At 69.3% G+C, this 20,819-nt stretch carries 19 protein-coding genes and 2 pseudogenes; 7 read left to right on the plus strand and 14 right to left on the minus strand.

The window, feature by feature from the left end; genetic code table 11:
* Window positions 1-52 precede the first annotated feature (52 nt).
* The 4 genes and pseudogenes from SSP29_RS05400 to SSP29_RS05425 form a co-directional block, all read right to left on the minus strand.
* A complete protein-coding gene (locus tag SSP29_RS05400) occupies window positions 53-1,609 on the minus strand; it encodes an ABC transporter substrate-binding protein (protein WP_089099282.1) in 1,557 nt (518 codons plus the stop codon).
* Between the two features lie 221 nt (window positions 1,610-1,830).
* Window positions 1,831-2,310, minus strand: a pseudogene (locus SSP29_RS05405) (metallophosphoesterase); the annotation flags it as partial.
* Window positions 2,311-2,892: 582 nt separating this feature from the next.
* Window positions 2,893-3,894, minus strand: a complete 1,002-nt coding sequence (locus SSP29_RS05415; RefSeq protein ID WP_089099284.1) for a chitinase — start codon at window positions 3,892-3,894, stop codon at window positions 2,893-2,895.
* Window positions 3,895-4,938: 1,044 nt separating this feature from the next.
* Window positions 4,939-5,145: a hypothetical protein gene (locus SSP29_RS05425; protein WP_089099286.1), complete on the minus strand. Its 207-nt coding sequence runs from the start codon at window positions 5,143-5,145 to the stop codon at window positions 4,939-4,941.
* 722 nt (window positions 5,146-5,867) lie between these two features.
* Between SSP29_RS05425 and SSP29_RS05430 the strand changes: the two genes are divergently transcribed.
* Complete coding sequence (locus tag SSP29_RS05430) at window positions 5,868-6,263, plus strand: MerR family transcriptional regulator (RefSeq protein ID WP_150133596.1); 396 nt, start codon at window positions 5,868-5,870, stop codon at window positions 6,261-6,263.
* On the plus strand, window positions 6,260-7,252 hold the full coding sequence (locus SSP29_RS05435; RefSeq protein WP_089099288.1) for an aldo/keto reductase: 993 nt from the start codon (window positions 6,260-6,262) through the stop codon (window positions 7,250-7,252). The genes SSP29_RS05430 and SSP29_RS05435 overlap by 4 nt, the downstream gene beginning before the upstream one ends.
* A gap of 152 nt (window positions 7,253-7,404) precedes the next feature.
* Here SSP29_RS05435 and SSP29_RS05440 read toward each other — a convergent pair whose 3' ends face one another.
* Window positions 7,405-7,851: a winged helix-turn-helix transcriptional regulator gene (locus SSP29_RS05440; protein ID WP_089099289.1), complete on the minus strand. Its 447-nt coding sequence runs from the start codon at window positions 7,849-7,851 to the stop codon at window positions 7,405-7,407.
* 235 nt (window positions 7,852-8,086) lie between these two features.
* On the opposite strand from SSP29_RS05440, the gene SSP29_RS05445 reads away from it, so the two are divergent.
* Window positions 8,087-8,857, plus strand: a complete 771-nt coding sequence (locus SSP29_RS05445) for an SDR family NAD(P)-dependent oxidoreductase (protein ID WP_167449853.1) — start codon at window positions 8,087-8,089, stop codon at window positions 8,855-8,857.
* Window positions 8,858-8,942: 85 nt separating this feature from the next.
* A complete protein-coding gene (locus SSP29_RS05450; RefSeq protein WP_089099291.1) occupies window positions 8,943-9,503 on the plus strand; it encodes an NAD(P)H-dependent oxidoreductase in 561 nt (186 codons plus the stop codon).
* Window positions 9,504-9,751: 248 nt separating this feature from the next.
* On the opposite strand, the pseudogene SSP29_RS05455 reads toward SSP29_RS05450, so the two are convergent.
* Window positions 9,752-10,638 (minus strand): annotated as a pseudogene (locus tag SSP29_RS05455) (metallophosphoesterase); the annotation flags it as partial.
* Between the two features lie 28 nt (window positions 10,639-10,666).
* A complete protein-coding gene (locus tag SSP29_RS59560) occupies window positions 10,667-10,906 on the minus strand; it encodes an SCO4848 family membrane protein (protein ID WP_089099820.1) in 240 nt (79 codons plus the stop codon).
* A 91-nt stretch (window positions 10,907-10,997) separates the two neighbouring features.
* On the opposite strand from SSP29_RS59560, the gene SSP29_RS05465 reads away from it, so the two are divergent.
* Window positions 10,998-12,260: a D-alanyl-D-alanine carboxypeptidase family protein gene (locus SSP29_RS05465; RefSeq protein WP_368669232.1), complete on the plus strand. Its 1,263-nt coding sequence runs from the start codon at window positions 10,998-11,000 to the stop codon at window positions 12,258-12,260.
* On the opposite strand, the gene SSP29_RS05470 is transcribed toward SSP29_RS05465, so the two are convergent.
* Genes SSP29_RS05470 through SSP29_RS05485 form a run of 4 tightly spaced genes read right to left on the minus strand, consistent with a single transcriptional unit; the run spans window position 12,208 to window position 15,048 of the window.
* Window positions 12,208-13,113, minus strand: a complete 906-nt coding sequence (locus SSP29_RS05470) for a YihY/virulence factor BrkB family protein (protein WP_089099292.1) — start codon at window positions 13,111-13,113, stop codon at window positions 12,208-12,210. The two genes, SSP29_RS05465 and SSP29_RS05470, sit on opposite strands and share 53 nt — an antisense overlap.
* Complete coding sequence (locus SSP29_RS05475) at window positions 13,101-13,526, minus strand: GtrA family protein (protein ID WP_089099293.1); 426 nt, start codon at window positions 13,524-13,526, stop codon at window positions 13,101-13,103. The genes SSP29_RS05470 and SSP29_RS05475 overlap by 13 nt, the downstream gene beginning before the upstream one ends.
* Window positions 13,523-14,494, minus strand: a complete 972-nt coding sequence (locus tag SSP29_RS05480) for a decaprenyl-phosphate phosphoribosyltransferase (RefSeq protein ID WP_438363780.1) — start codon at window positions 14,492-14,494, stop codon at window positions 13,523-13,525. Before SSP29_RS05480 ends, SSP29_RS05475 begins: the two co-directional genes overlap by 4 nt.
* Before the next feature lie 56 nt (window positions 14,495-14,550).
* The gene (locus SSP29_RS05485; protein ID WP_150133600.1) at window positions 14,551-15,048 is read right to left on the minus strand and encodes a phosphatase PAP2 family protein; all 498 of its coding nucleotides are present in this window, start codon (window positions 15,046-15,048) and stop codon (window positions 14,551-14,553) included.
* A gap of 150 nt (window positions 15,049-15,198) precedes the next feature.
* On the opposite strand from SSP29_RS05485, the gene dprE1 reads away from it, so the two are divergent.
* Together dprE1 and dprE2 are read left to right on the plus strand one after the other, a co-directional pair.
* Window positions 15,199-16,590: a decaprenylphosphoryl-beta-D-ribose oxidase gene (dprE1, locus tag SSP29_RS05490; protein ID WP_089099295.1), complete on the plus strand. Its 1,392-nt coding sequence runs from the start codon at window positions 15,199-15,201 to the stop codon at window positions 16,588-16,590.
* Between the two features lie 37 nt (window positions 16,591-16,627).
* A complete protein-coding gene (gene dprE2 / locus SSP29_RS05495; protein WP_089099296.1) occupies window positions 16,628-17,383 on the plus strand; it encodes a decaprenylphospho-beta-D-erythro-pentofuranosid-2-ulose 2-reductase in 756 nt (251 codons plus the stop codon).
* A 96-nt stretch (window positions 17,384-17,479) separates the two neighbouring features.
* On the opposite strand, the gene SSP29_RS05500 is transcribed toward dprE2, so the two are convergent.
* From SSP29_RS05500 to SSP29_RS05510, 3 genes are all read right to left on the minus strand, one after another.
* Complete coding sequence (locus SSP29_RS05500) at window positions 17,480-18,058, minus strand: 2'-5' RNA ligase family protein (protein WP_089099297.1); 579 nt, start codon at window positions 18,056-18,058, stop codon at window positions 17,480-17,482.
* 130 nt (window positions 18,059-18,188) lie between these two features.
* Complete coding sequence (trpS, locus tag SSP29_RS05505) at window positions 18,189-19,202, minus strand: tryptophan--tRNA ligase (protein WP_089099821.1); 1,014 nt, start codon at window positions 19,200-19,202, stop codon at window positions 18,189-18,191.
* 146 nt (window positions 19,203-19,348) lie between these two features.
* Window positions 19,349-20,803, minus strand: a complete 1,455-nt coding sequence (locus tag SSP29_RS05510) for a glycine hydroxymethyltransferase (protein ID WP_089099298.1) — start codon at window positions 20,801-20,803, stop codon at window positions 19,349-19,351.
* Window positions 20,804-20,819: the final 16 nt, after the last annotated feature.

Raw genomic sequence — 20,819 nt, forward strand, 5'->3', positions numbered from 1 at the left:
TCCTCACCCCGCGCGCACCTGAGTCACCTGGTGCGCGCAGGGTGTCAGCCCGTCAGATCCAGCTCAGACTCCATAGGCGGAAGATGCCCGTACTGTCCGTGAGGTACTGGGCTCCACCCACGTCCTCGCTGCTGAGGACGTAGTCCGTGCGCTGCCACAGCGGGATCAGCGGGACGTCGTTCGCCACGTCCGTCTGGACGTTGCGGAAGTCCTGCTCGGCCCGGCTGCGGTCGGCGTACTGCTGGCTGTTCTGGAGGAGGTTGTCGACGGCCTTGTTGCTGTAGCCGGTGCTCATCACCGAATCGCTGCCGACCAGAGAGGCGCCGAAGGTGTCCGGGTCGGGGTAGTCGGCGACCCAGCCGACGGCCCAGGCGTCCATCTTCCCCTGGGCCCACGACTTCTGGAAGTCGGTCCACTCGTATCCCTTGACGTCGACCTTGAACAGGCCGCCCGCCTCCAGCTGCTCCTTCAGTGCGGCCGCCTCCTCGGCTCCCGCGCCGTGGCCGATGCCGTAGCCGAAGGAGAAGGTGACGGGGGTGCTGACGCCGGCCTCCTCCAGCAGCGCCTTCGCCTTGGCGACGCTCTGGGTCGGGTAGGTGTCGAAGAAGGACGTGGTGTGGCCGGTGAGGCCGGCCGGGATCAGCGAGTACAGCGGCGACACCGTGCCGTCGTACACGGTCGAGGCCAGGTCCTCGCGGTTGATCAGCCAGGCGAGGGCCCGGCGGACCAGTACGTCGTGCAGGGGCGAGCTCTTGCGGGTGTTCAGGTACAGGTTGCGGGTCTCGGAGCTGTCCGCCTTCAGGACGCGCTGGTTGGGGTCGCTCGGCGAGAGCTTGGAGACCATGCCGGGCGGCAGCGTCCGGGTCGCCACGTCGATCTGCTTGGCCTTGTACGCGCTGGCGAGCTTGGCCGAGTCGGCGTAGTAGTCCAGCTCGATGGGGCGGCCGGTGCCGCTCAGCTCACCCTTGTAGTCGCCGTTGGGCCGCAGGATGGCCTGCTTGTCCTTCGTGTACGACGTCAGGGTGTAGGGGCCGGTGCCGTCCACCGAGTTGTCGGTGCGCAGCTTGTCCGCCGGGTACTTGTCCTTGTCGACGATCGCGCCGGCGCCGGTGGCCACCTTGAACGGGAACGTCGCGTCCGGGGACGACAGGTGGAAGGTGACGGTCTTGCCGGAGGCGGTCACCGAGCCGAGCGTCGAGAGCAGGGAAGCCGGGCCGACATCGGAGTTGATCTTCTTGACCCGGTCGAAGGAGTACTTCACGTCCTCGGCGGTCATCTCCCTGCCGCTCGGGAAGGTGATCCCGTCGCGCATCACGCAGCGGTACGTCCGGAGGCCGGAGTCCGTGAAGTCACAGCTCTTGGCGGCGTCCGGGACCGGCTGGACACCGCTGGGCTCGAAGGTCAGCAGTGTCTGGAAGACATTGTTGAACAGCGCCCAGGAACCGGCGTCGTAGGCGCCGGCCGGGTCGAGCGAGGTGACGGCGTCGGTCGTGCCGACGGTGATCGTCTTGTTCTTGTTCTGCTGCGACGGCAGCAACTGCCAGCCGCCGATTCCCACGACCGCCAGGACGACAAGTGTCACGAGAATCCGCATGCGAACAGATCGCATGGTTGGTGCCCTCCCCAGGACCAGCACGGGTCCGCTCCAGGCCCTACCCAGGCCCTCCGCAAATGCCACTCCCCTAAGTGACGCGGCTCACCTAATCACAGGTGTTTCATGTGGGGGAAGAGTGATCTGACTAGATGAGGAAGAACTTACCGAGGGCTTGTTTCCGCCGGATTTCACAGCTCCTCCACAGCGAGTGCGAGCGGAGTGCGAGGCGGTTTCGGTCAGGCCTGTTTCGACGCCAGTTCGATGACCGTGATGTCCGACGGGGCGCCCACCCGGGTGGGCGGACCCCAGGCGCCGGCGCCCCGGGAGACGTACAACTGGGTGTCGCCGTAGCGGTCCAGACCGGCGACGGTCGGGTTGGCCGCCGCCGCGATGAAGTTGCCCGGCCAGAGCTGGCCGCCGTGGGTGTGGCCGGAGAGCTGGAGGTCGACGTGGTGACGGACGGCCTCGTGGATCTGGACGGGCTGATGGGCGAGGAGCACGCAGGCGCGGGCCGGGTCGCGGCCGGCCAGGGCACGGTCGAAATCCGGGCCCTGGCCTGTGCTTTCGCCGGCGATGTCGTTCACTCCGGCGAGGTCGAACCCGGCCAGTTCGATGCGGGCGTTCTCCAGGGGGTGCAGGCCGAGGGTGCGGACCTCCTCGACCCACTGCCGGGCGCCGGAGAAGTACTCGTGGTTCCCGGTCGGGAACTGACCGCCGACGGTTCGAAACCTTCCTGAGGCCCTTCGCCACGGTGTGCCGCCAGCCCAGCAGGTACGCAGCCCTGCGTGCCCGCCCAGACCATACGGACGGGTTACCGGACGACAGAGCCGGCCTCGGGCGGGGGCGCTCAGGCTCCTGGACGGCGGTGCACCGTCCGCGAGCGACGGCGAGGCGTTGGCGGACATTATCGACTGGATCCGTATTGCCATCGCATGGCTCGTAACCTTCGGGTCAGGAGCTGTAGCCATCTTGCGCGGTCGGCTGCCCTTCCCCTGGCACGGGCTGAACGCCCAAGCACCAATGGGTAGCACACACAAAGGACACGTACGGCAGATCCGTGCGACGAGGGGCAATCGCATGACACAGCGGGCGAGTTGAGACAGGCGGGCTCAGGCGCATACAAGAACGACAACAGGGCCTCCGGGAACCGCTCGGAATGGGGTTGCACCCCCGAGCTGCCAGGAGGCCCTGCTTTCATGCGCGTACCGCCGGAAGATCACGCGACCAGGAACTCCGTTCGCCCCACACGTTCCAAGGTCGGTTGAGATACGGCTTCTGAGGGGCTGGTGAGCCGCGGGTCATCGGAGGGTGCGGGTGAACTGGTAGGAGCTCTGGGAGGTGCCACTGCAGCTGTCGGAGAGCTGCCCGTTGGACGAGCAGGCCTTGTCCCGGCCCAACGACCAGAAGGAGAGCTCCTGGATGCCCTTGGAGGCTGCGAAGTTGGCGAGCGTGGACGCGTTGGCGGTGGAGAACACTTCGGACTGGGTGTCGTTGACCCCGATCATCGGAGTGTTTCCCTCCATGGCCCACAGCTGCGCGGAGGTCTTGGTCGTCCAGATCTTGCCGAGCTGGGTGTGCAGAGCAGTTGCCGCATCGGTTGCGGCCTTGCCCATGTCCATGGCCGATCCGTAGTCCATCGTCATGATGTTGACGAGGTTCACGGTCAGCCCGTTGCTCTTCGCATTGTTGAGCAGCGAGATGGAGTTCTGCTCCAGGCCGGTGGGATTGACGGGGAGCGTGTATTGGACGTCGAGATGGCGTCCCGCTGCCGCGTAATCGCTCTGCAATTGCGCGAGAGCCTTGTTCCGCCGGTCGTTGGCAGCGGTGTTGTCGAGTGTCGAGCCTTCGATGTCGAGGTCGATGCGGGTGAGGTTGAGGTTGTCCACCACCCGCTTGTACTGGGCCTTGAGAGAGGAGACCGAGGTACAGGCAGCACCCAGTTCCGTCCCTGAAGCACCTCCGAAGGAAACGATGACGTCTCCGCCCGCCGCGCGCAGCGAGTTGATGGCGGAGGTCCAGGAGGCGTCGGTGATGGACGTGTCACCGTTGAAGGTTGCGGTGCAGCCGCTCCCGGCGATGACAAAGGCCAGGGTGAAGTACTTCTGCCCCGTGGCGTTGCGGGCGTTGGCGAGCGCCGACGGGGAGTTCCATGTTTCCGCGTAAGGCGCCGAGTACCGAGCAGGGAAGCCAGGGCCCGGGTTGGCTACGGCCGGGGCGGCAGATGCCGGGGCGGCAAGGACAGCGACCGTAGTGCTGAGCGTGGCGGCAATGCCCAGCACGTATCGGCTGATTCGACGCATGGGTCCTCCAGATGCAGCGCGGCACGAGCTGACGAGGGAGAGAGTTCACGTAGATGAACAAGTTCTGTTCACGTGAACAGTGGCGAGCGTCACCAAGGTAAGGCCTAGACCAATGCCGCGGTCAAGCCTGCCGTAGAAATTTCCGTAGCCGACCGCCCCGGCAACGAGTGCTGATCGCCGCCTCGTTGAGGCAAGTGCGCATTGGCCTCGATCTTCGTGACGGCTCGTCAGCGCAGGTGGCAGACGTTTCGGGCTGGTGGGCTGGTGGTGGGCAGTCCGAGGGCCTGGCTGTCGCGTCGGGTGAGCGCGCCCTGGGCCAATGGCGTACAGGGCGTTCGTACAGTGGCGCGCTCCACCTGGACGCCATGAACCACGCCCGCTCCACGGTGTGTGGGTCGACGGCGGACGGGATGGGAGCTGGGGGAGGTGGTGGGTCGAGGAAGAGGAGGGCGAGCAGGCGGCGGTAAGCCTGACGCGCGGACGAAAAGCAGAGGGTCGACCGCTACCGCGCTCTCAGCGCGTCACGGTCACCAGTCCGAGGATCACCAACGCGACTCCCATGAATCCGAGCTGCAGTCTCATGCGTTCAAGGCTCTTCCAGGGCGACCCCCATCGCGTCCTGTAACGCGGTGAAAAGGTCACGTCTGCCCAGTCCCACACCCAGATGTCCACGCCTCGATAGCCACAGGCCACCACGATGAAAGCGCCGCCCGCGATCAGTGTGAGCACCCCACAGAGAAGCACGCCGTTCCTCCTCCCCCCGCCTCATGACTGGCGTCACCGTCGCGGCATTCTCACAGGAGTCGCCGGAGATGACGGGGGCGGTCCCCGGCAGGGCGGAGAAAATGGCCGCGCTTGTCAAGACTGCGCGCGTCGGCTGACACCAAGTGGCTGACACCAACAAGCGCGAACAGCAGTGGTCGACGTCAGACTCCAGTAGACGATCGGCCGAGGCTCTGGCCCGGTTGGTCGACGTCGGTAATCCCGGGTGATCGACCTGATAAGGAAGCGGACGACATGCAAAGCGTCCGTGTACAGCCCGGATCAGTCTTCGGCGTCGTGGAAGTAGACCGTAAGACTCGGCCGATCGCCGTCCGCAGTGATCTCCGTATGCATGACGAGATCCTGAACCTGAACCAAGCCAAGGCTTTCGATCGAGTCTGCGACTCTACGGAGCAGCGCAGGCACGTCATCCTGCCCGGTTCCCGCTGGGTTGGCCTGCGAGAAGTGTTTGATCGTCCACGATTCCATTTGCTCATGATCACGCAAGCGCCGGCCGTCATGCTGTCCCGTCCAGGCAGACCTTCCCGGGGTGCCGTGCAGCAGTGAAGTGCAGCAGCCCCTCCGTGCCTACGACCGACCGCCACCAGACCCAAGCAACGGGCGCGAACCATGCCCAAGCCCGGAGAGTTGAGCCAGACGGTACGAGCGGTCAAAATACCGGCCCCGCAAGCAGCACTGAACAGCCAACTCCTCAGTTGTGACACCTAGTTGGGGGGTGAGGACCGCGAGTATTCTTAAGCCTGGTTCCCGGTCGGGATCTGACCGTCGGTGGCTCCAGAACTTCCCGAGGCCCTTCGCCGCGGTGTGCCGTCGGCCCGAGACGCTCAAGCCCCCGCCGAAGAAGCTCGGGGGCATGCACCGGTCGAGCCGACTTCCCGCCGAACGGCTGGAGATGCCGATGCCCGGTCGGCCGGCGCCGAGGTGACTCTGGGTTGCGGGCATCCGGGATCTGCTCCGCAAACGAGGCGTCGAATCATTGTTCGACAGAACGGCAGGAATCCCCTGCTCCTCATTGGCGACCCACCCTCACAATCCGCCATCGCGGAAGCCGGGCGTCGCCGCCAAAACAAGAGGTCGATGGCGGATTCGGTGGACGCGGCACGGCTCCCTCGATGGCGCCACAGTGACTTTGATGTTCCTAATACAGACCGATTGACTTAGAGCGTGGTTTAAGTCCTACGGTGGCTGATATGACCGAATCAGCAGGGGGCGAGCACGCGGGCACGATGTCGATTTCCGACGTCGCCGAACGCACTGGACTCTCGACGCACACGCTGCGCTACTACGAGCGCGAAGGGCTCATGTTCGCGCCCGTCGACCGGGCGTCGTCGACGCATCGCCGGTACACCGAGGCCGACCTCAACTGGGTCACCTTTCTCACCAAGCTGCGCATGACCTCGATGCCCATCGCCAAGATCCGCGAATACGTCGAACTCGCCCGCCAGGGCGACGACAGCACCGCGGAACGGCTCGACCTGCTGCTCGTCCACCGGATGAACGTCGAGCGCCAGCTCGAAGAGGTGACGGCGAGCCTCGCCGCCATCAATCACAAGATCGGCATTTATCAGGAAAGGCTGTCCGCATGAAGAAGATCACCCTGGGATCCGAGGCGCTCGAAGTCTCGCGTCTGGGCCTCGGCTGCATGGGTATGTCCGGGGGCTACACCGGCGCCGGCACCGACGAGTCCGGGTCGATCGCCACGATCCATCGCGCCATGGAGCTGGGCGTCACCTATTTCGACACGGCCGAGATCTACGGTCCGTACACGAACGAGGAACTGCTCGCCAAGGCGTTCGCCGGCCACCGGGACGAGGTGGTCATCGCCACCAAGTTCGGTCAGATCAACCACCTCGTGCCCGAGGAGAACGGGCTGCCGGTCCTCGGGCTGAACGGCACCCCCGAGAATGTGCGGCGGGCGGTCGAGGGCTCGCTGCGACGTCTGAACACCGACTACATCGACCTCTACTACCAGCACCGGATAGACCCGGAGACGCCGATCGAGGACACGGTCGGGACGCTCTCCGAGCTGATCGCGGAAGGCAAGATCCGCCACTACGGGCTGTCGGAGGCGGCGCCCGCCACCATCCGGCGTGCGCACGCCGTGCACCCCGTGGCCGCCCTGCAGACCGAGTACTCGCTGTGGACGCGCGACCCCGAGGCCGAAGTGCTCCCCACCGTGCGCGAGCTCGGCATCGGCTTCGTGCCCTACTCGCCGCTCGGCCGTGGTTTTCTCACCGGCACGATCCGCTCGCTCGACCAGCTCGACGCCGAAGACTGGCGCCGGTCCAACCCGCGCTTCGAGGAGGACAACCTGGAGGCGAACATCCGGATCGTGGAGCAGGTGGACGACGTCGCCAGGCAGCTCGGCGCGACGCCCGCCCAGGTTGCGCTCGCGTGGCTGCTCGCGCAGGGCGACGACATCGCGCCCATACCCGGTACGCGCCGGGTCGCCAACCTGGAGCAGAACGTGGTGGCGGACGAACTGGTGCTCTCGGCCGAGCAGCTGGAGCAGCTGTCCGAGGTAGCGGCGCCGGTCGGCGACCGGTACGCCGACATGAGCCGCATCAACCGGTAGTCCACGCCCGTTCGAAGGGGCCCGGCTCGCGTGAGCCGGGATCCCTCACAGGGCTTGTCTGAAACTCGGGCGTCCCCGACTTGAAGACACCGCGGCGAATGGCCTGGCGCTTGAGCTGCACCGGCAACGCATGGGTCGGGATCCACTCCGCCTCACGCCGGTCGCCTGCCTTCTGTGGCGCTCCTGTCGTACGTGTCCTGGTGGCGTCGGATCTCGGTGTGATGTTCCGAGCTCCAGGCGGCCAGGTATTCAACGGCCGAGAGCAGGGAAGCGCCGAGGCCGGTGAGGGAGTACTCGACGCGGGGCGGCACCTCCGCATGGGCGGTACGGTCGACCAGCCCGCTGCGCTGGAGGCGCTTGAGGGTGAGGGTGAGCATGCGCCGGGAAACGGCGGGGATCTCGGTGTCGAGGTCCGAGTAGCGGGCGTCGCCGGCGGCCAGAGCGCCGATGACCAGCATGCTCCACTTGTCGCCCACCAGGTCGAGGGTCTCGCGGATGAAGTCCGCGTCCCGCTCGTCCCAGCGCGCGCACGGGCCCGAGAGGCGCAGTACGTTCGCCCGCGTCCCGGCGGAAGCCACCCGGCTCTCGTCGTCACTCATGGAGACGCCCTTCCGATGTTCCTCGGGAACATAGACATGCCTTTTGTAACGTTCGCCGCATTCCTGCACAGTGGGCTCCGCGCCAGGTGCCAAAGCACTGGTCAAAGCGGTCGCTCTGCGCACAGGGCGGCAACCGCCGGGCACTTCCAGCGTATTCCCGCCCCGTCGCTCCGGCACTGTTCACGCCTGCCGCACCAGCGCCGCACCCCCACTAGCGAAAAGGATGTGCCCAGCCATGGAAGGGCTCAAGGACAAGGTCTTCATCGTCACCGGCGGCGGATCCGGCATCGGCGCGGTCACCGTGCGGCGGCTGCTGGCCGAAGGCGCCCGGGTGACCGCGGCCGGCACCAATCCCGACAAGCTCGCGCGGACCCGCGCCCAGGCGGCGGACGCCGCCGACCGGCTGCTCACCGTCCCGTTCGATCTCCGGGACGAGGCTTCCATCGCCTCCCTGGTCGCCCGGACCACCGACCACTTCGGCCGGCTCGACGGCGTCGCCAACGTCGCCGCCGCCGTCAGCGCGGACCTCATGGCCCGCGACCAGGGCGTGGACACCATGGACCCCGAGGTGTGGGCCGACATGATGCGGATCAACGTCACCGGCACCGGACTCGTGATCCGCGAGAGCCTGCCCGCGCTGGTCGCCGCGGGCGGCGGCTCGATCGTCAACGTCTCCTCCCTGGCGGCATGGCAGCGCGAGGCATGGCTCACCGCGTACGCCTCGTCCAAGATCGCCCTGCACGCGCTCACCCGTCACACCGCGCATGAGTGGGGCCGGAAGAACATCCGGGTCAACGCCGTAGCCCCCGGGGTCGTCCTCACCGAGAACGTCCGCACCGGCACGCCCCCCGAGGTCCGCGAGGCCCTGCTGGAGAAGACCGCGCTCCCCCGGCTCGGCGAGCCCGAGGACCTGGCCTCCATGATCGTCTTCCTGCTGTCCGCGGAGGCCAGCTGGATCACCGGCCAGATCCTGTCGGTGGACGGCGGCGTGACCATGCGCGAGTAGCGACGCCCGCCGCCGCGCACCGAGATCCGCACCCTTCGCGCGATACCTGTTTGTCCCCCTCGGCATTCCCACGTCTGGAGAACCCATGTCCGTCCACATCCTCGCCCTCGTCGGAAGCCTGCGCTCCGGCTCGCACAACCGCCAGCTCGCCGAGGCCGCCGCCAAGCACGCCCCGGAGGGCGTCGAGGTCACCCTTTACGAGGGCCTGGCCGAGGTGCCCTTCTACAACGAGGACATCGACACCGACGAGCACCGCCCCGCCGCTGCTACTCGCCTGCGCGAGACCGCCGCGCGCGCCGACGCCTTCCTGCTCGTCACCCCCGAGTACAACGGCACCATGCCCGCCGTGCTGAAGAACGCCATCGACTGGCTGTCCCGCCCGTTCGGCGCCGGCGCCCTGACTGGTTCGCCGACCGCCGTCGTCGGCACCGCCTTCGGTCAGTACGGCGGCGTGTGGGCCCAGGACGACGCCCGCAAGTCCGCCGGTATCGCCGGCGCCACCGTCCTGGAGGACGCCAAACTCGCGATACCCGGCTCGGTGACCCGCTTCGCCGAGACCCACCCCGCCGACGACACCGAAGCCGTCGCACGGCTCAGGCAGGTGCTCAGCGCCCTCGCCGCCGGCATCGAGGCCCCCTCGTCCTGAGCCCCTTGTCCCCGGCACGCTTCGAGCGGAGGCGTTCCGGTGCCGGGTGGAAGGCGGGGACGGCCTTCCACCCGGCGTGATACGTACACAGGGCACACGGGCGGCGAGGGAACGCGTACGACCGCTGGGGGCTAGCAGTTCCTCAGCAGTCCCCTCTCCGCACCGATGGCCAAACGCCGCACCAACCAGGCAACTCTCCAGCCCCGCCCCATAGTTGGGGGTGGGGCTGCGCAGTATTCTTAAGCTTGGTTCCCGGTGACGAAGTAGCTGCCGTGGCGTGCCGACAGCTTGCCAGGGGGGCGGCCGCGGGGCCGAGGTCCTTCACGCTGCCGTCGACGAGGTCGCCGACCACCGCGATCAGGTCGGGCTGGGTGGCGTTGATCGTGTCGACGACCCGCTGCGCGAAGCCGCGGCCGAGGATGGGGCCCAGGTGGATGTCGCTCACGACGGCGACGCGGTAACCGTGGGCGGCGCGGGGGAGTTTGGCCAGGGGAACGGTGACGCGTTTCACGCGCGGGCCGCGGAGGACGCCGTAGGTGCCGTAGCCGACGGTGGCTGTGGCGGCGGTTGCGGCTGCGCCGCCGACGACGCGGGAGACGAAGAGGCAGCGGGAGGGAGCCGGGGTGGGGGTGGAGGTGGGATTTTGGGTGCGGGTGAGTTGTTTCAGGTGTGGTTCGGTTTGTGGGGACAGTTGCTCGCCGTCTGGGCTGGTCGCGCCCACGCGGCGGTGGCCGCAAATCGAATACAGCCCCGCGCCCCTTTCGGGGCGCTCACGTTCGGGGCGCTCTGATTCGGCGTGCTCCGGTTCGGGGCGCCCCGCTGCACGGCGTTGCAGGATGCGGGTCAGCAGCGGTCGTACCGCCTCCCCCGCGACCACCGCCAGCAGCAGGTACAGGGACAGGACCATCCACAGGAAGCCGGGCCAGGCGAGGGCGCGCTGGAGCACGAACGGGGCGTGGCCCACCTCTGCGAACAGGGCCGCGAACATCAGGACCGGGCCGACGACGAACAATGTGGTGCCCAGTTGGCGCGGCAGGCCCCACCCCGTGGTCGTGTCGCGCACCAGGCGGCGCCACAGGTACCAGTACAGAGCCGTCACCACGGCCAGGGCGAGAAACCCGAAGACGATGATCACCCTGCCGTCTCCTCTTCCTCTGCCGTTGCTATGACGTGCGGCGCAGTGCGCGGACTCCGCGCAACCCGATGACCCCGATGACCGTCCCCAATACGAAGGACACGACGGCGAGCGTCAGGTGGATCCAGAAGTACGCCGTGGGATGGCCGTTGTCGAAGGCCAGTCCGCTGCCGTCCTTGACGAGGTTCTTGACGAAAGTGATCCAGATGAACCAGCTCCACACCCCGAACACGAGCAGGAACCAGGAGACCGGACGGCTGAGCTTCATGCGTTCAGTATCTCTGTCCCCTGTCCGGTTCCGGTTCCGGGGTGGGGTCGGTGACGGGACTTCGCCCTCCGGGGCAGGTACGTTCTCGTCCGTGCCCGCTCCGAAGCCGAAGGCCAGCCGTGTTCTGCTGGTCACCTCCGCCGCCCTGATGTCCCTGTCGCTCACCGCGCCGGCCGCGCTCGCCGCGCCGACCCCCTCGACGACTCCGTCGGCCACTCCCCCGGCGGACATGTCGACGGTGGGCGGTACCCGGCTGGGGCACCCCGGTACCCAGGTGAACCTGGCCGCCGGGGTGCCGGTGCTGCCGAAGGACATCACGGGGCGCTCCTGGATCGTCTCCGACGCCGAGTCGGGCGAGGTGCTCGCCGCGCACAACGCGCACTGGCGGCTGCCCCCGGCGAGCACCCTGAAGATGCTCTTCGCGGACACCGTGCTGCCCCGGTTCCCGAAGTCGACCCCGCACCAGGTGGTGTCGGCCGACCTCGCGGGCATCGGCGCCGGTTCCAGCATGGTCGGGATAAAGGAGGGCCAGACCTACACGGTCCACGACCTCTGGCTCGGCGTGTTCCTGCGCTCCGGCAACGACGCCGTGCATGTGCTGTCCGCGATGAACGGCGGGGTCGAGCAGACCGTCCGGGACATGCAAGACCACGCCGACGAGCTCCAGGCGCTGGACACCCATGTGGTGACTCCGGACGGGTACGACCAGCCGGGGCAGGTGTCGTCGGCGTACGACCTGTCGCTGTTCGCGCGTTCCGGACTGCAGAAGAAGGACTTCCGGGAGTACTGCTCGACCGTGCGGGCCAGTTTCCCGGGCGACACGACGAAGAACGCGAAGGGCAAGTCGGTCCGTGGGTCCTTCGAGATCCAGAACACCAACCGGCTGCTGAGCGGTGACACCGACATCCCGGTGTACCAGGGCATCGCGGGCGTGAAGAACGGCAACACCACCAACGCGGGCGCCACCTTCACCGGGGTCGCCGAGCGCGACGGCAGGGTGCTGCTGGTCACCGTGATGAACCCGGAGAAGAAGGAGCACAACGAGGTCTACAAGGAGACCGCCAGGCTGTTCGACTGGGGTTTCCAGGCGGCCGGCAAGGTGACTCCGGTGGGTGAGCTGGTGCCGCCCAAGGGGGCCGTGGGCTCCAGTGCCACGCCGCGGGCCACCGCCGTCGGGAAGGACGACGGCGCGAGCTCGAAGCCGGTGGCCGCCTCCTCCGCCAACGGCTCCGGCGGGATCGGGGTCGCGCTGGCGATCACGGGCGGGGCGCTGGTGCTGCTGCTGGGCGCGGCGTTCCTGGTCAACCGCCGTTGGCCGCTGCCGGATCTGGTGCGCCGACGGACTCGTCCCTGAACTCGGTGCTGCTCTCCTCCGCCGTCCAGGCGGCGCAGTACAGGACGATCCTGGCCGTGAAGTTGATCCACAGCAGCAGGGCCACCGGGACGCCGAACGCGCCGTACATGCTCTTCCCGGCGACGCCCTGGATGTAGCCGCTGAGCAGGAGCTTGAGGAGTTCGAAACCGACGGCGCCGATCAGGGCCGCGACCAGCAGGCGGCGGCGCGGCGGTTCTACGCCGGGCAGCAGGGTGAGGACGTAGAGCAGGAGCAGGAAGTCGGCCGTCACGGCGACGACGAACGCGGCGACACGGAGCAGGAGGCTGCCCCAGCTGTGTTGGGCTATGCCGAGCTGCCCGGCGGCCCAGCCGACCGCCGCCGAGGCGATCGTGGACACGGCGATCGTGACGAGCACGGCGCCGCCGAAGCCGATCAGGATCACGCCGTCCTTGGCCTTGGCGAGGATCGGGTTCTGGTCCTTGTCGGGCAGCTGCCACACCGCGCGCAGGCAGTCCCGCATCTGGCCGACCCAGTTGATGCCGGTGAACAGCAGGACGGCGCCGGCGATCAGGCCGACCGTGCCGGCGTTCTGGACCAGGGAGTGGATGTCCAGCTGGTCGGAGATGCCGGGCACCTGGTCGGCGATCTTCTTCTGGAGGTCCTGCTGCCGCGACTCGCTGAGCGTGGCAGCCCCGATCGCGGCGCCCACGGTCAGCAGCGGGAAGATCGAGATGAAGCTGATGAAGGTCATGGCGGCCGCCAGCCGGGACCACTTCACCCGGTCGAGCCGCTCGTACGACCGCCACACGTGCGTGGTCATGAGCCAGCCCACGAGCGGGCCGACGACGGGGAGTCTTCTCAGCCAGTCCATGATCCGACTCTGCCCCCTCCGCGGAACACCAATGTACGGGTACCCCAGAAGCGCAGGATCGTGGCCAGCGCCATCCCGACGACCGTGCCGGAGACGGTGTCGGCGCGCTGCGAGGTGAGCCCGAGTCCGTAGTGGCTGACCGCGAGGCAGATCAGCTGGACCAGGGCGCCGGCGAGGTTCACGGCGACGAAGACGGCGTAGGGGCGCACCCCGGTTGCACGCGCGTGACGGTAGGTGCCGCAGGCGTTGCCGAGGTAGGCGACCGTGCAGCCCGCCACGAAGGACAGGGACTTGGCGGTGAGCGGGTCGAGGGCGGCCGGACCGCGCAGCCAGCTGAAGAGGCCGAGGTCGGCGGTGTAGGCGAGCAGACCGACGGCGGCGAAGCCGATCAGCTCGCGCCGGTCCGTGCTCACCAGTGCGCCACGGCGAGGCCGTACATCGCCAGCCAGGCCAGGCCGATCAGGGCGAGGGCGCGGTCGCCCAGGACGACGTCCTCGGGTTCGCCGGCGGTGCCCCGGTCGGCGAAGACGGCGTACCGCAGGATCGCCAGGATGAAGGCGACCATGGACAGCTGGCGCCAGGGCAGCAGGCCGGCGGCGGGCCCGCGGTGGCCCTCCAGGGCCCACAGGCAGTAGGCGAGGACGGCGACTCCGGCGGCCAGCTGCCAGACGAAGCGGAGGTAGCCGGTGGTGTACTCGGTGAGCAGCGCGCGCGTGGCGCCCGCCTTCCCGGCCATCTGCACGGCCTCGGAGTAGCGCTTGGCCGCCACCATGAAGAGCGCGCCGAAGCCGGTGGTGATCAGGAACCAGCGGGACAGCGGGATGCCCAGGGCGACCCCGCCGATCATCGCCCGCATCAGGAAGCCGGTGGTGACGACGACGAGGTCGACGACGAGGACGTGCTTCAGGGCTACGCAGTACGCCAGTTGCATGCCCAGGTAGGCGGTCAGCAGGACGGGGACGAGCGGCGGGGTCAGCCGGGCCGCGAGCAGCGGGCCCAGGACCGCGAGGACGCCGCCCACGGCGTAGGCGACGGGGACCGGGACCTGACCGGCGGCGACCGGGCGGCGGCACTTGACGGGGTGGGCGCGGTCGGCCTCGGCGTCCCGGGCGTCGTTGATCAGGTAGACGGCGGCGGCGCAGGCCGTGAAGAGGGCGAAGGTCAGGCCGAGGCGGAGGAGCGAGGGCATCGAGAAGAGCCGGCCGGCGGCGGCCGGGGCGGCGATGACGAGGGTGTTCTTGACCCACTGCTTGGGGCGGGTGGTCTTCAGCAGGCCGCGCAGGACGCCGGGGAGGGTGACGGGGGCCCGGGGCGGCGCGGGCGGCCGTGCGGTGCGGGCGCGCTGCTCGTGCAGAGTCGTTTCAGCAACGCCCTCGGCCAGCCCCTTCCCTTGCGCCGTCTCGGCAACGCCCTCGGCTGCGGCCTGTGCGGTCTCGGTCACGCCACGCCTCCGCTCATCCAGCGCGCCCCGGCGCGGGCCGTGAGCGCCCCCAGGGCCGCGCCCGCCGCCACGTCCGTCGGGAAGTGCACGCCGACGACCAGCCGGGACAGGCACATGGCGGCAGCGAGGGGCCCGAGGGCGGGCACGCCGAGCGCCCCGAAGGCGACGGCGGCGGCCGCGGCGGAGGTGGCGTGCGAGCTGGGGAAGGAGTGCCCGCCCGCGGTGCGCATCCGGGGCCGGACATGCGCGGGGCGCGCCCGGCGCACGACCCGTTTGACGCCCATGCTGCCCAGGTGCGCGCCCGCGACGAGCGCCGTGCCGCGCAACCAGGCGCCGCGCCGCGCGCCGTCCACGGCGGCACCGGCGAGGCCCGCCGCGAGCCAGAGCGCGCCGTGCTCACCGGCGAGGGAGAGACCGCGCGCGGCCGACGCGACGCGTGGATCGGCGCCGCAGGCGTGCAGTGCGGAGAGGATCCGGTGGTCCATGTCGTCCATTGGACTCACTGTTCACCTTCACCCCGCCAAAGCTACGACCATATTGAGCGACATTCCGATAATCACCCGTTTCGGGGAGTCAGGTGATCTTCCGTAACCAATAACCTATAGCTCGCATAACACCCATACGGCAGCGATACGGTCGTCCCTATGCCTGGAAAGCCTGAAGGGCCCGCAGGTCCCGCCGCGCCCGAGACCACCGTCGCCGTCACCGGCTGGGGCCGCACCGCCCCCACCGCCGCCCGCCTGATCCGCCCCCGGACCTATCAGGAGGCGGCGAACGCGATCCGGACCTGCGGGGCGCGCGGCGGTATCGCGCGGGGCCTCGGGCGGGCCTACGGCGACGCGGCGCAGAACGCCGGCGGTGCCGTGCTCGACATGACGGGCCTCGACCGCATCCACGCCATCGACGCGGACGGCGGCACCGTGCTGTGCGACGCCGGGGTCTCGTTGCACCGCCTGATGGAGGTGCTGCTGCCGCTCGGCTGGTTCGTCCCGGTGACCCCGGGGACCCGGCAGGTGACGGTGGGCGGCGCGATCGGCGCCGACATCCACGGCAAGAACCACCATGTCTCGGGATCGTTCTCCCGTCACGTGCTGTCCTTCGAACTCCTCACCGCCGACGGCCAGGTCCGCACGGTGAGCCGCGGCACCCCGCTGTTCGACGCGACGGCCGGCGGCATGGGTCTGACCGGAGTGATCCTCACGGCGACCGTCCGCCTCCTCCCCGTCGAGACGTCGTACATGTCCGTCGACACCGAACGCGCCACCGACCTCGACGACCTAATGGCCCGTCTGACCGCCACCGACCACCGCTACCGCTACTCGGTCGCCTGGATCGACCTGCTGGCGCGCGGGGCGGCGACCGGGCGCGCGGTGCTCACCCGCGGCGACCACGCGCCCCGGGAAGCGCTCGGCAAGGGCACCCGCGCCGGGCGCGCCCCCCTCGCCTTCCGCCCCCGCACCCTCCCACCCGCCCCCGCCCACGTCCCCGACGGTCTCCTGGGCCGCACCACCGTAGGCCTCTTCAACGAGCTCTGGTACCGCAAGGCGCCCCGCGCCCGCGTCGGCCAACTCCAGCGCATCTCATCCTTCTTCCACCCCCTGGACGGCGTCCCGCACTGGAACCGCGTCTACGGCCGGGCCGGCTTCGTCCAGTACCAGTTCGCCGTCGGACACGGCCAGGAGGCCGCCCTGCGCCGGATCGTGGCCCGGATCTCCGAACGCCGCTGCCCGTCCTTCCTCGCCGTCCTCAAACGCTTCGGCGACGCCGACCCCGGCTGGCTCTCCTTCCCGGTGCCCGGCTGGACCCTCGCCCTCGACATCCCCGCCGCGCTGCCCGGCCTCTCCGCCTTCCTCGACGAACTGGACGAGGAGGTCGCGGGCGCCGGCGGCCGCGTCTACCTCGCCAAGGACGCCCGGCTCCGCCCCGACCTGCTCACCGCGATGTACCCACGGCTCCCCGACTTCCGCGCCCTGCGCGCGGAGCTGGACCCACGCGGAGTCTTCGTCTCCGACCTGTCCCGCCGTCTCGGTCTCTAGACCTCCTCCAGACCTCCTCCAGACCTCAGGAGTCGCAGTGAAGGACGCCTTCGGAATGCCCCAGTCCCTGCTCGTCCTCGGCGGTACGTCGGAGATCGCGCTGGCCACCGCGCGCCGGCTGATCGCCCGCCGCACCCGCACGGTCTGGCTGGCCGGCCGCCCCTCCCCCGCCCTCGAACAGGCCGCCGAGCAGCTGCGCGCCCTCGGACCCGACGTCCACACCGTCCCCTTCGACGCGCTCGACCCCGAGTCCCACGAGACGGCCCTCGGCAAGGTCTTCGCCAACGGCGACGTCGACCTGGTCCTGCTCGCCTTCGGCATCCTCGGCGACCAGGCGACCGACGAACGCGAACCGGTGAACGCCGTGCGCGTCGCCCAGACCAACTACACCGGCGCCGTCTCGGCGGGCCTGGTCAGCGCGAGGGCCTTGCAGGCGCAGGGCCACGGCTCCCTGGTCGTCCTCTCCTCGGTCGCCGGTGAACGCGCCCGCCGCTCCAACTTCATCTACGGCTCCAGCAAGGCGGGCCTGGACGCGTTCACCCAGGGGCTGGGCGACGCCCTGCACGGCACGGGCGTGCACGTCATGGTCGTACGGCCGGGGTTCGTGCGGTCGAAGATGACCAGAGGCCTGGAGGAAGCCCCGCTCGCCACCACCCCGGAGGCGGTCGCGACGGCGATCGAGGTGGGGCTGCGCAGGCGCTCGGAGGTGGTGTGGGTGCCGGGGGCGTTGAGGGTGGTCATGTCGGCGCTGAGGCACGCGCCGCGGTCGGTCTTCAGAAGGCTGCCGATCTAGTTCCGGCCAGCTGTGGCGCCCCGTCAGGGGCGCTGGGGGTACCCCCGGCCGAAGGCTGGGGGAGGAACTGCGCGAGCAACCACACACGACCCGCAGCTACCGACTGGCGATGCTCCCCCGCTCCACATGCCCCACCTGAGGCGGAACAACAGAGCCCCCGAAGACGTAGTCACGCAGCTTCCGCCACACACCGTCCGCACCCTGCTCGTACAACGCGAACCCGGTACAGGGCCACTCGGCCTCGTAGTCCGCAAGCTCGGCGAACGCCCGGTCCATCGCGGCCTCGTCGATCCCATGAGCGACAGTCACATGCGGGTGGTACGGGAACTGCAGTTCCCTGGCGAGCGGCCCCGCCTCGTCCCGCACCCGTGCCTGGAGCCAGGCACAGTCCTCGGCCCCCCGGACGACCCTGACATAGACCACCGGCGACAGCGGCCGGAACGTACCCGTACCGCACAGCCGCATCGGGAACGGCCGGCCGACCGCGGCGACCTCGCTCAGGTGGGCTTCCACAGCGGCCAGCGACCCTTCGGCGATCTCCGCCGGAGGCAACAGCGTGACGTGCGTGGGGATGCCGTGGGCCGCGGCGTCGCCGAAGCCCGCGCGCCGCTCCTGGAGCAGGCTGCCATGAGGCTCCGGGACCGCGATCGACACGCCGATCGTTACGGTCCCCACGTCATCTCCCGTCGGTCGTGGTGGGCGGACGCATGTCGGGTTCGTACCCGGGCGTCCGGCTATCGACTGTACGGCCACGGCCGCCTCGCGGGCAGCCGTGGCCGAAGTGATGTGCAGCGCTTCGCTTCGCTCAGTGCTTGGCGGGCAGGAAACCGACCCTGTCGTAGGCCTGGGCCAGGGTCTCGGCCGCGACGGCACGGGCCTTCTCCGCGCCCTTGGCCAGGATCGAGTCGAGGGTCTCCGAGTCGTCCAGGTACTGCTGGGTGCGCTCCCGGAACGGGGTGACGAAGTCGACCATGATCTCGGCGAGGTCCGTCTTGAGCGCGCCGTACATCTTGCCCTCGTACTCCTGCTCCAGCTCGGCGATCGACTTGCCGGTGAGGGTGGAGTGGATGGTGAGGAGGTTGGAGACGCCCGGCTTGTTCTCGGCGTCGTAGCGGATCACCGTCTCCGTGTCGGTGACCGCGCTCTTGACCTTCTTCGCGGTCGCCTTCGGGTCGTCGAGGAGGTTGATGAGGCCCTTCGGCGTGGACGCCGACTTGCTCATCTTGATCGACGGGTCCTGGAGGTCGTAGATCTTCGCCGTCTCCTTGAGGATGTACGGCTTCGGGATGGTGAAGGTCGCGCCGAAGCGGCCGTTGAAGCGCTCGGCGAGGTCGCGGGTGAGCTCGACGTGCTGGCGCTGGTCCTCGCCGACGGGGACCTCGTTGGCCTGGTAGAGCAGGATGTCGGCGACCTGGAGGATGGGGTACGTGAACAGGCCGACGCTCGCGCGGTCCGCGCCCTGCTTGGCCGCCTTGTCCTTGAACTGGGTCATCCGGCTGGCCTCGCCGAAGCCGGTGAGGCAGTTCATGACCCAGGCGAGCTGGGCGTGCTCGGGGACATGGCTCTGCACGAAGAGGGTGCAGCGGTCCGGGTCCAGGCCGGCCGCGAGCAGCTGGGCGGTGGCGAGCCGGGTGTTGGCGCGCAGGTCCGCGGGGTCCTGCGGGACCGTGATCGCGTGCAGGTCCACGACCATGTAGAAGGCGTCGTGGGACTCCTGGAGGGCTACCCACTGGCGGACGGCGCCGAGGTAGTTGCCCAGGTGGAACGAGCCGGCGGTGGGCTGGATGCCGGAGAGCACGCGGGGTCGGTCAGAGGCCATGTTCACCATTCTCTCAGAGGGGGAGGGGGTGGTCGGCCCGTGAGGGGTGGGGTGGTTTCGGAGCGCGGGGGACTGCGGGCCCGGTGGGGGCTTGTCGCGCAGTTCCCCGCGCCCCTTTCAGGGGCGCTGCCCCTGACCGGTGTCGATCAGCCGAGGTCGATCTCCGGGTACAGCGGGAAGCCGGCGACCAGGTCCGTCGCGCGCTGGGCGATCTCCGTCGAGACCTTCTCGTCCAGGACGTGGGAGGCCTTCGACGCGGCGCCCGACTTCGTGGTGCCCGGCTCGGTCGCCGTCAGGACGCGGTCGATCAGGCCTGCGACCTCGTCCATCTCGGCCGTACCGAGGCCACGGGTGGTGAGCGCCGGGGTGCCGATGCGGATGCCGGAGGTGTACCAGGCACCGTTCGGGTCGGCGGGGATCGCGTTGCGGTTGGTGACGATGCCGGAGTCGAGGAGGGCGGTCTCGGCCTGGCGGCCGGTGAGGCCGTACGACGTCTCGACGTCGATCAGGTTGAGGTGGTTGTCGGTGCCGCCGGTGACCAGGGTGGCGCCCCGGCGCATCAGGCCCTCGGCCAGCGCGCGCGAGTTGTCGACGATGCGCTGGGCGTAGTCCTGGAAGGCGGGCTGCCGGGCCTCGGAGAGGGCGACGGCCTTGGCGGCCATGACGTGCGGGAGGGGGCCGCCGAGGACCATCGGGCAGCCGCGGTCGACCTGGTCCTTGAGGGAGTCGTCGCACAGGACCATGCCGCCGCGCGGGCCGCGCAGCGACTTGTGGGTGGTCGTGGTCACGATCTGGGCGTGCGGGACCGGATCGAAGTCGCCGGTCAGGACCTTGCCGGCGACCAGGCCCGCGAAGTGCGCCATGTCGACCATGAGGGTCGCGCCGACCTCGTCGGCGATCTCCCGCATGATCCGGAAGTTCACCAGCCGGGGGTACGCCGAGTAGCCCGCGACGAGGATCAGCGGCTTGAAGTCACGGGCCTGGGCGCGCAGCGCGTCGTAGTCGATCAGGCCGGTGGCCGGGTCGGTGCCGTAGGAGCGCTGGTCGAACATCTTGCCGGAGATGTTGGGGCGGAAGCCGTGGGTGAGGTGGCCGCCCGCGTCCAGGGACATGCCGAGCATCCGCTGGTTGCCGAAGGCCTGGCGCAGCTCGGCCCAGTCGGCCTCGGAGAGGTCGTTGACCTGGCGGGCGCCGGCCTTCGCCAGGAAGGGGACCTCGACGCGGTCGGCGAGGACGGCCCAGAAGGCGACCAGGTTGGCGTCGATGCCGGAGTGCGGCTGGACGTAGGCGTGCTGCGCGCCGAACAGCTCGCGGGCGTGCTCGGCGGCGAGCGCCTCGACGGTGTCGACGTTGCGGCAGCCGGCGTAGAAGCGGCGGCCGACGGTGCCCTCGGCGTACTTGTCGCTGAACCAGTTGCCCATCGCGAGCAGGGTCGCCGGGGAGGCGTAGTTCTCGGAGGCGATCAGCTTGAGCATCTCGCGCTGGTCGGCGACCTCCTGGCCGATGGCGTCCGCGACGCGCGGCTCGACCGCGCGGATCACGTCGAGGGCGGCGCGGTAGGCCTTGGACTCGGTGGACAGGGGCGCAGACGTGTCAGACATTCGGGACCTCCGGACA

It is taken from the genome of Streptomyces hyaluromycini (genome assembly GCF_002217755.1).
GTDB lineage: Bacteria > Actinomycetota > Actinomycetes > Streptomycetales > Streptomycetaceae > Streptomyces > Streptomyces hyaluromycini.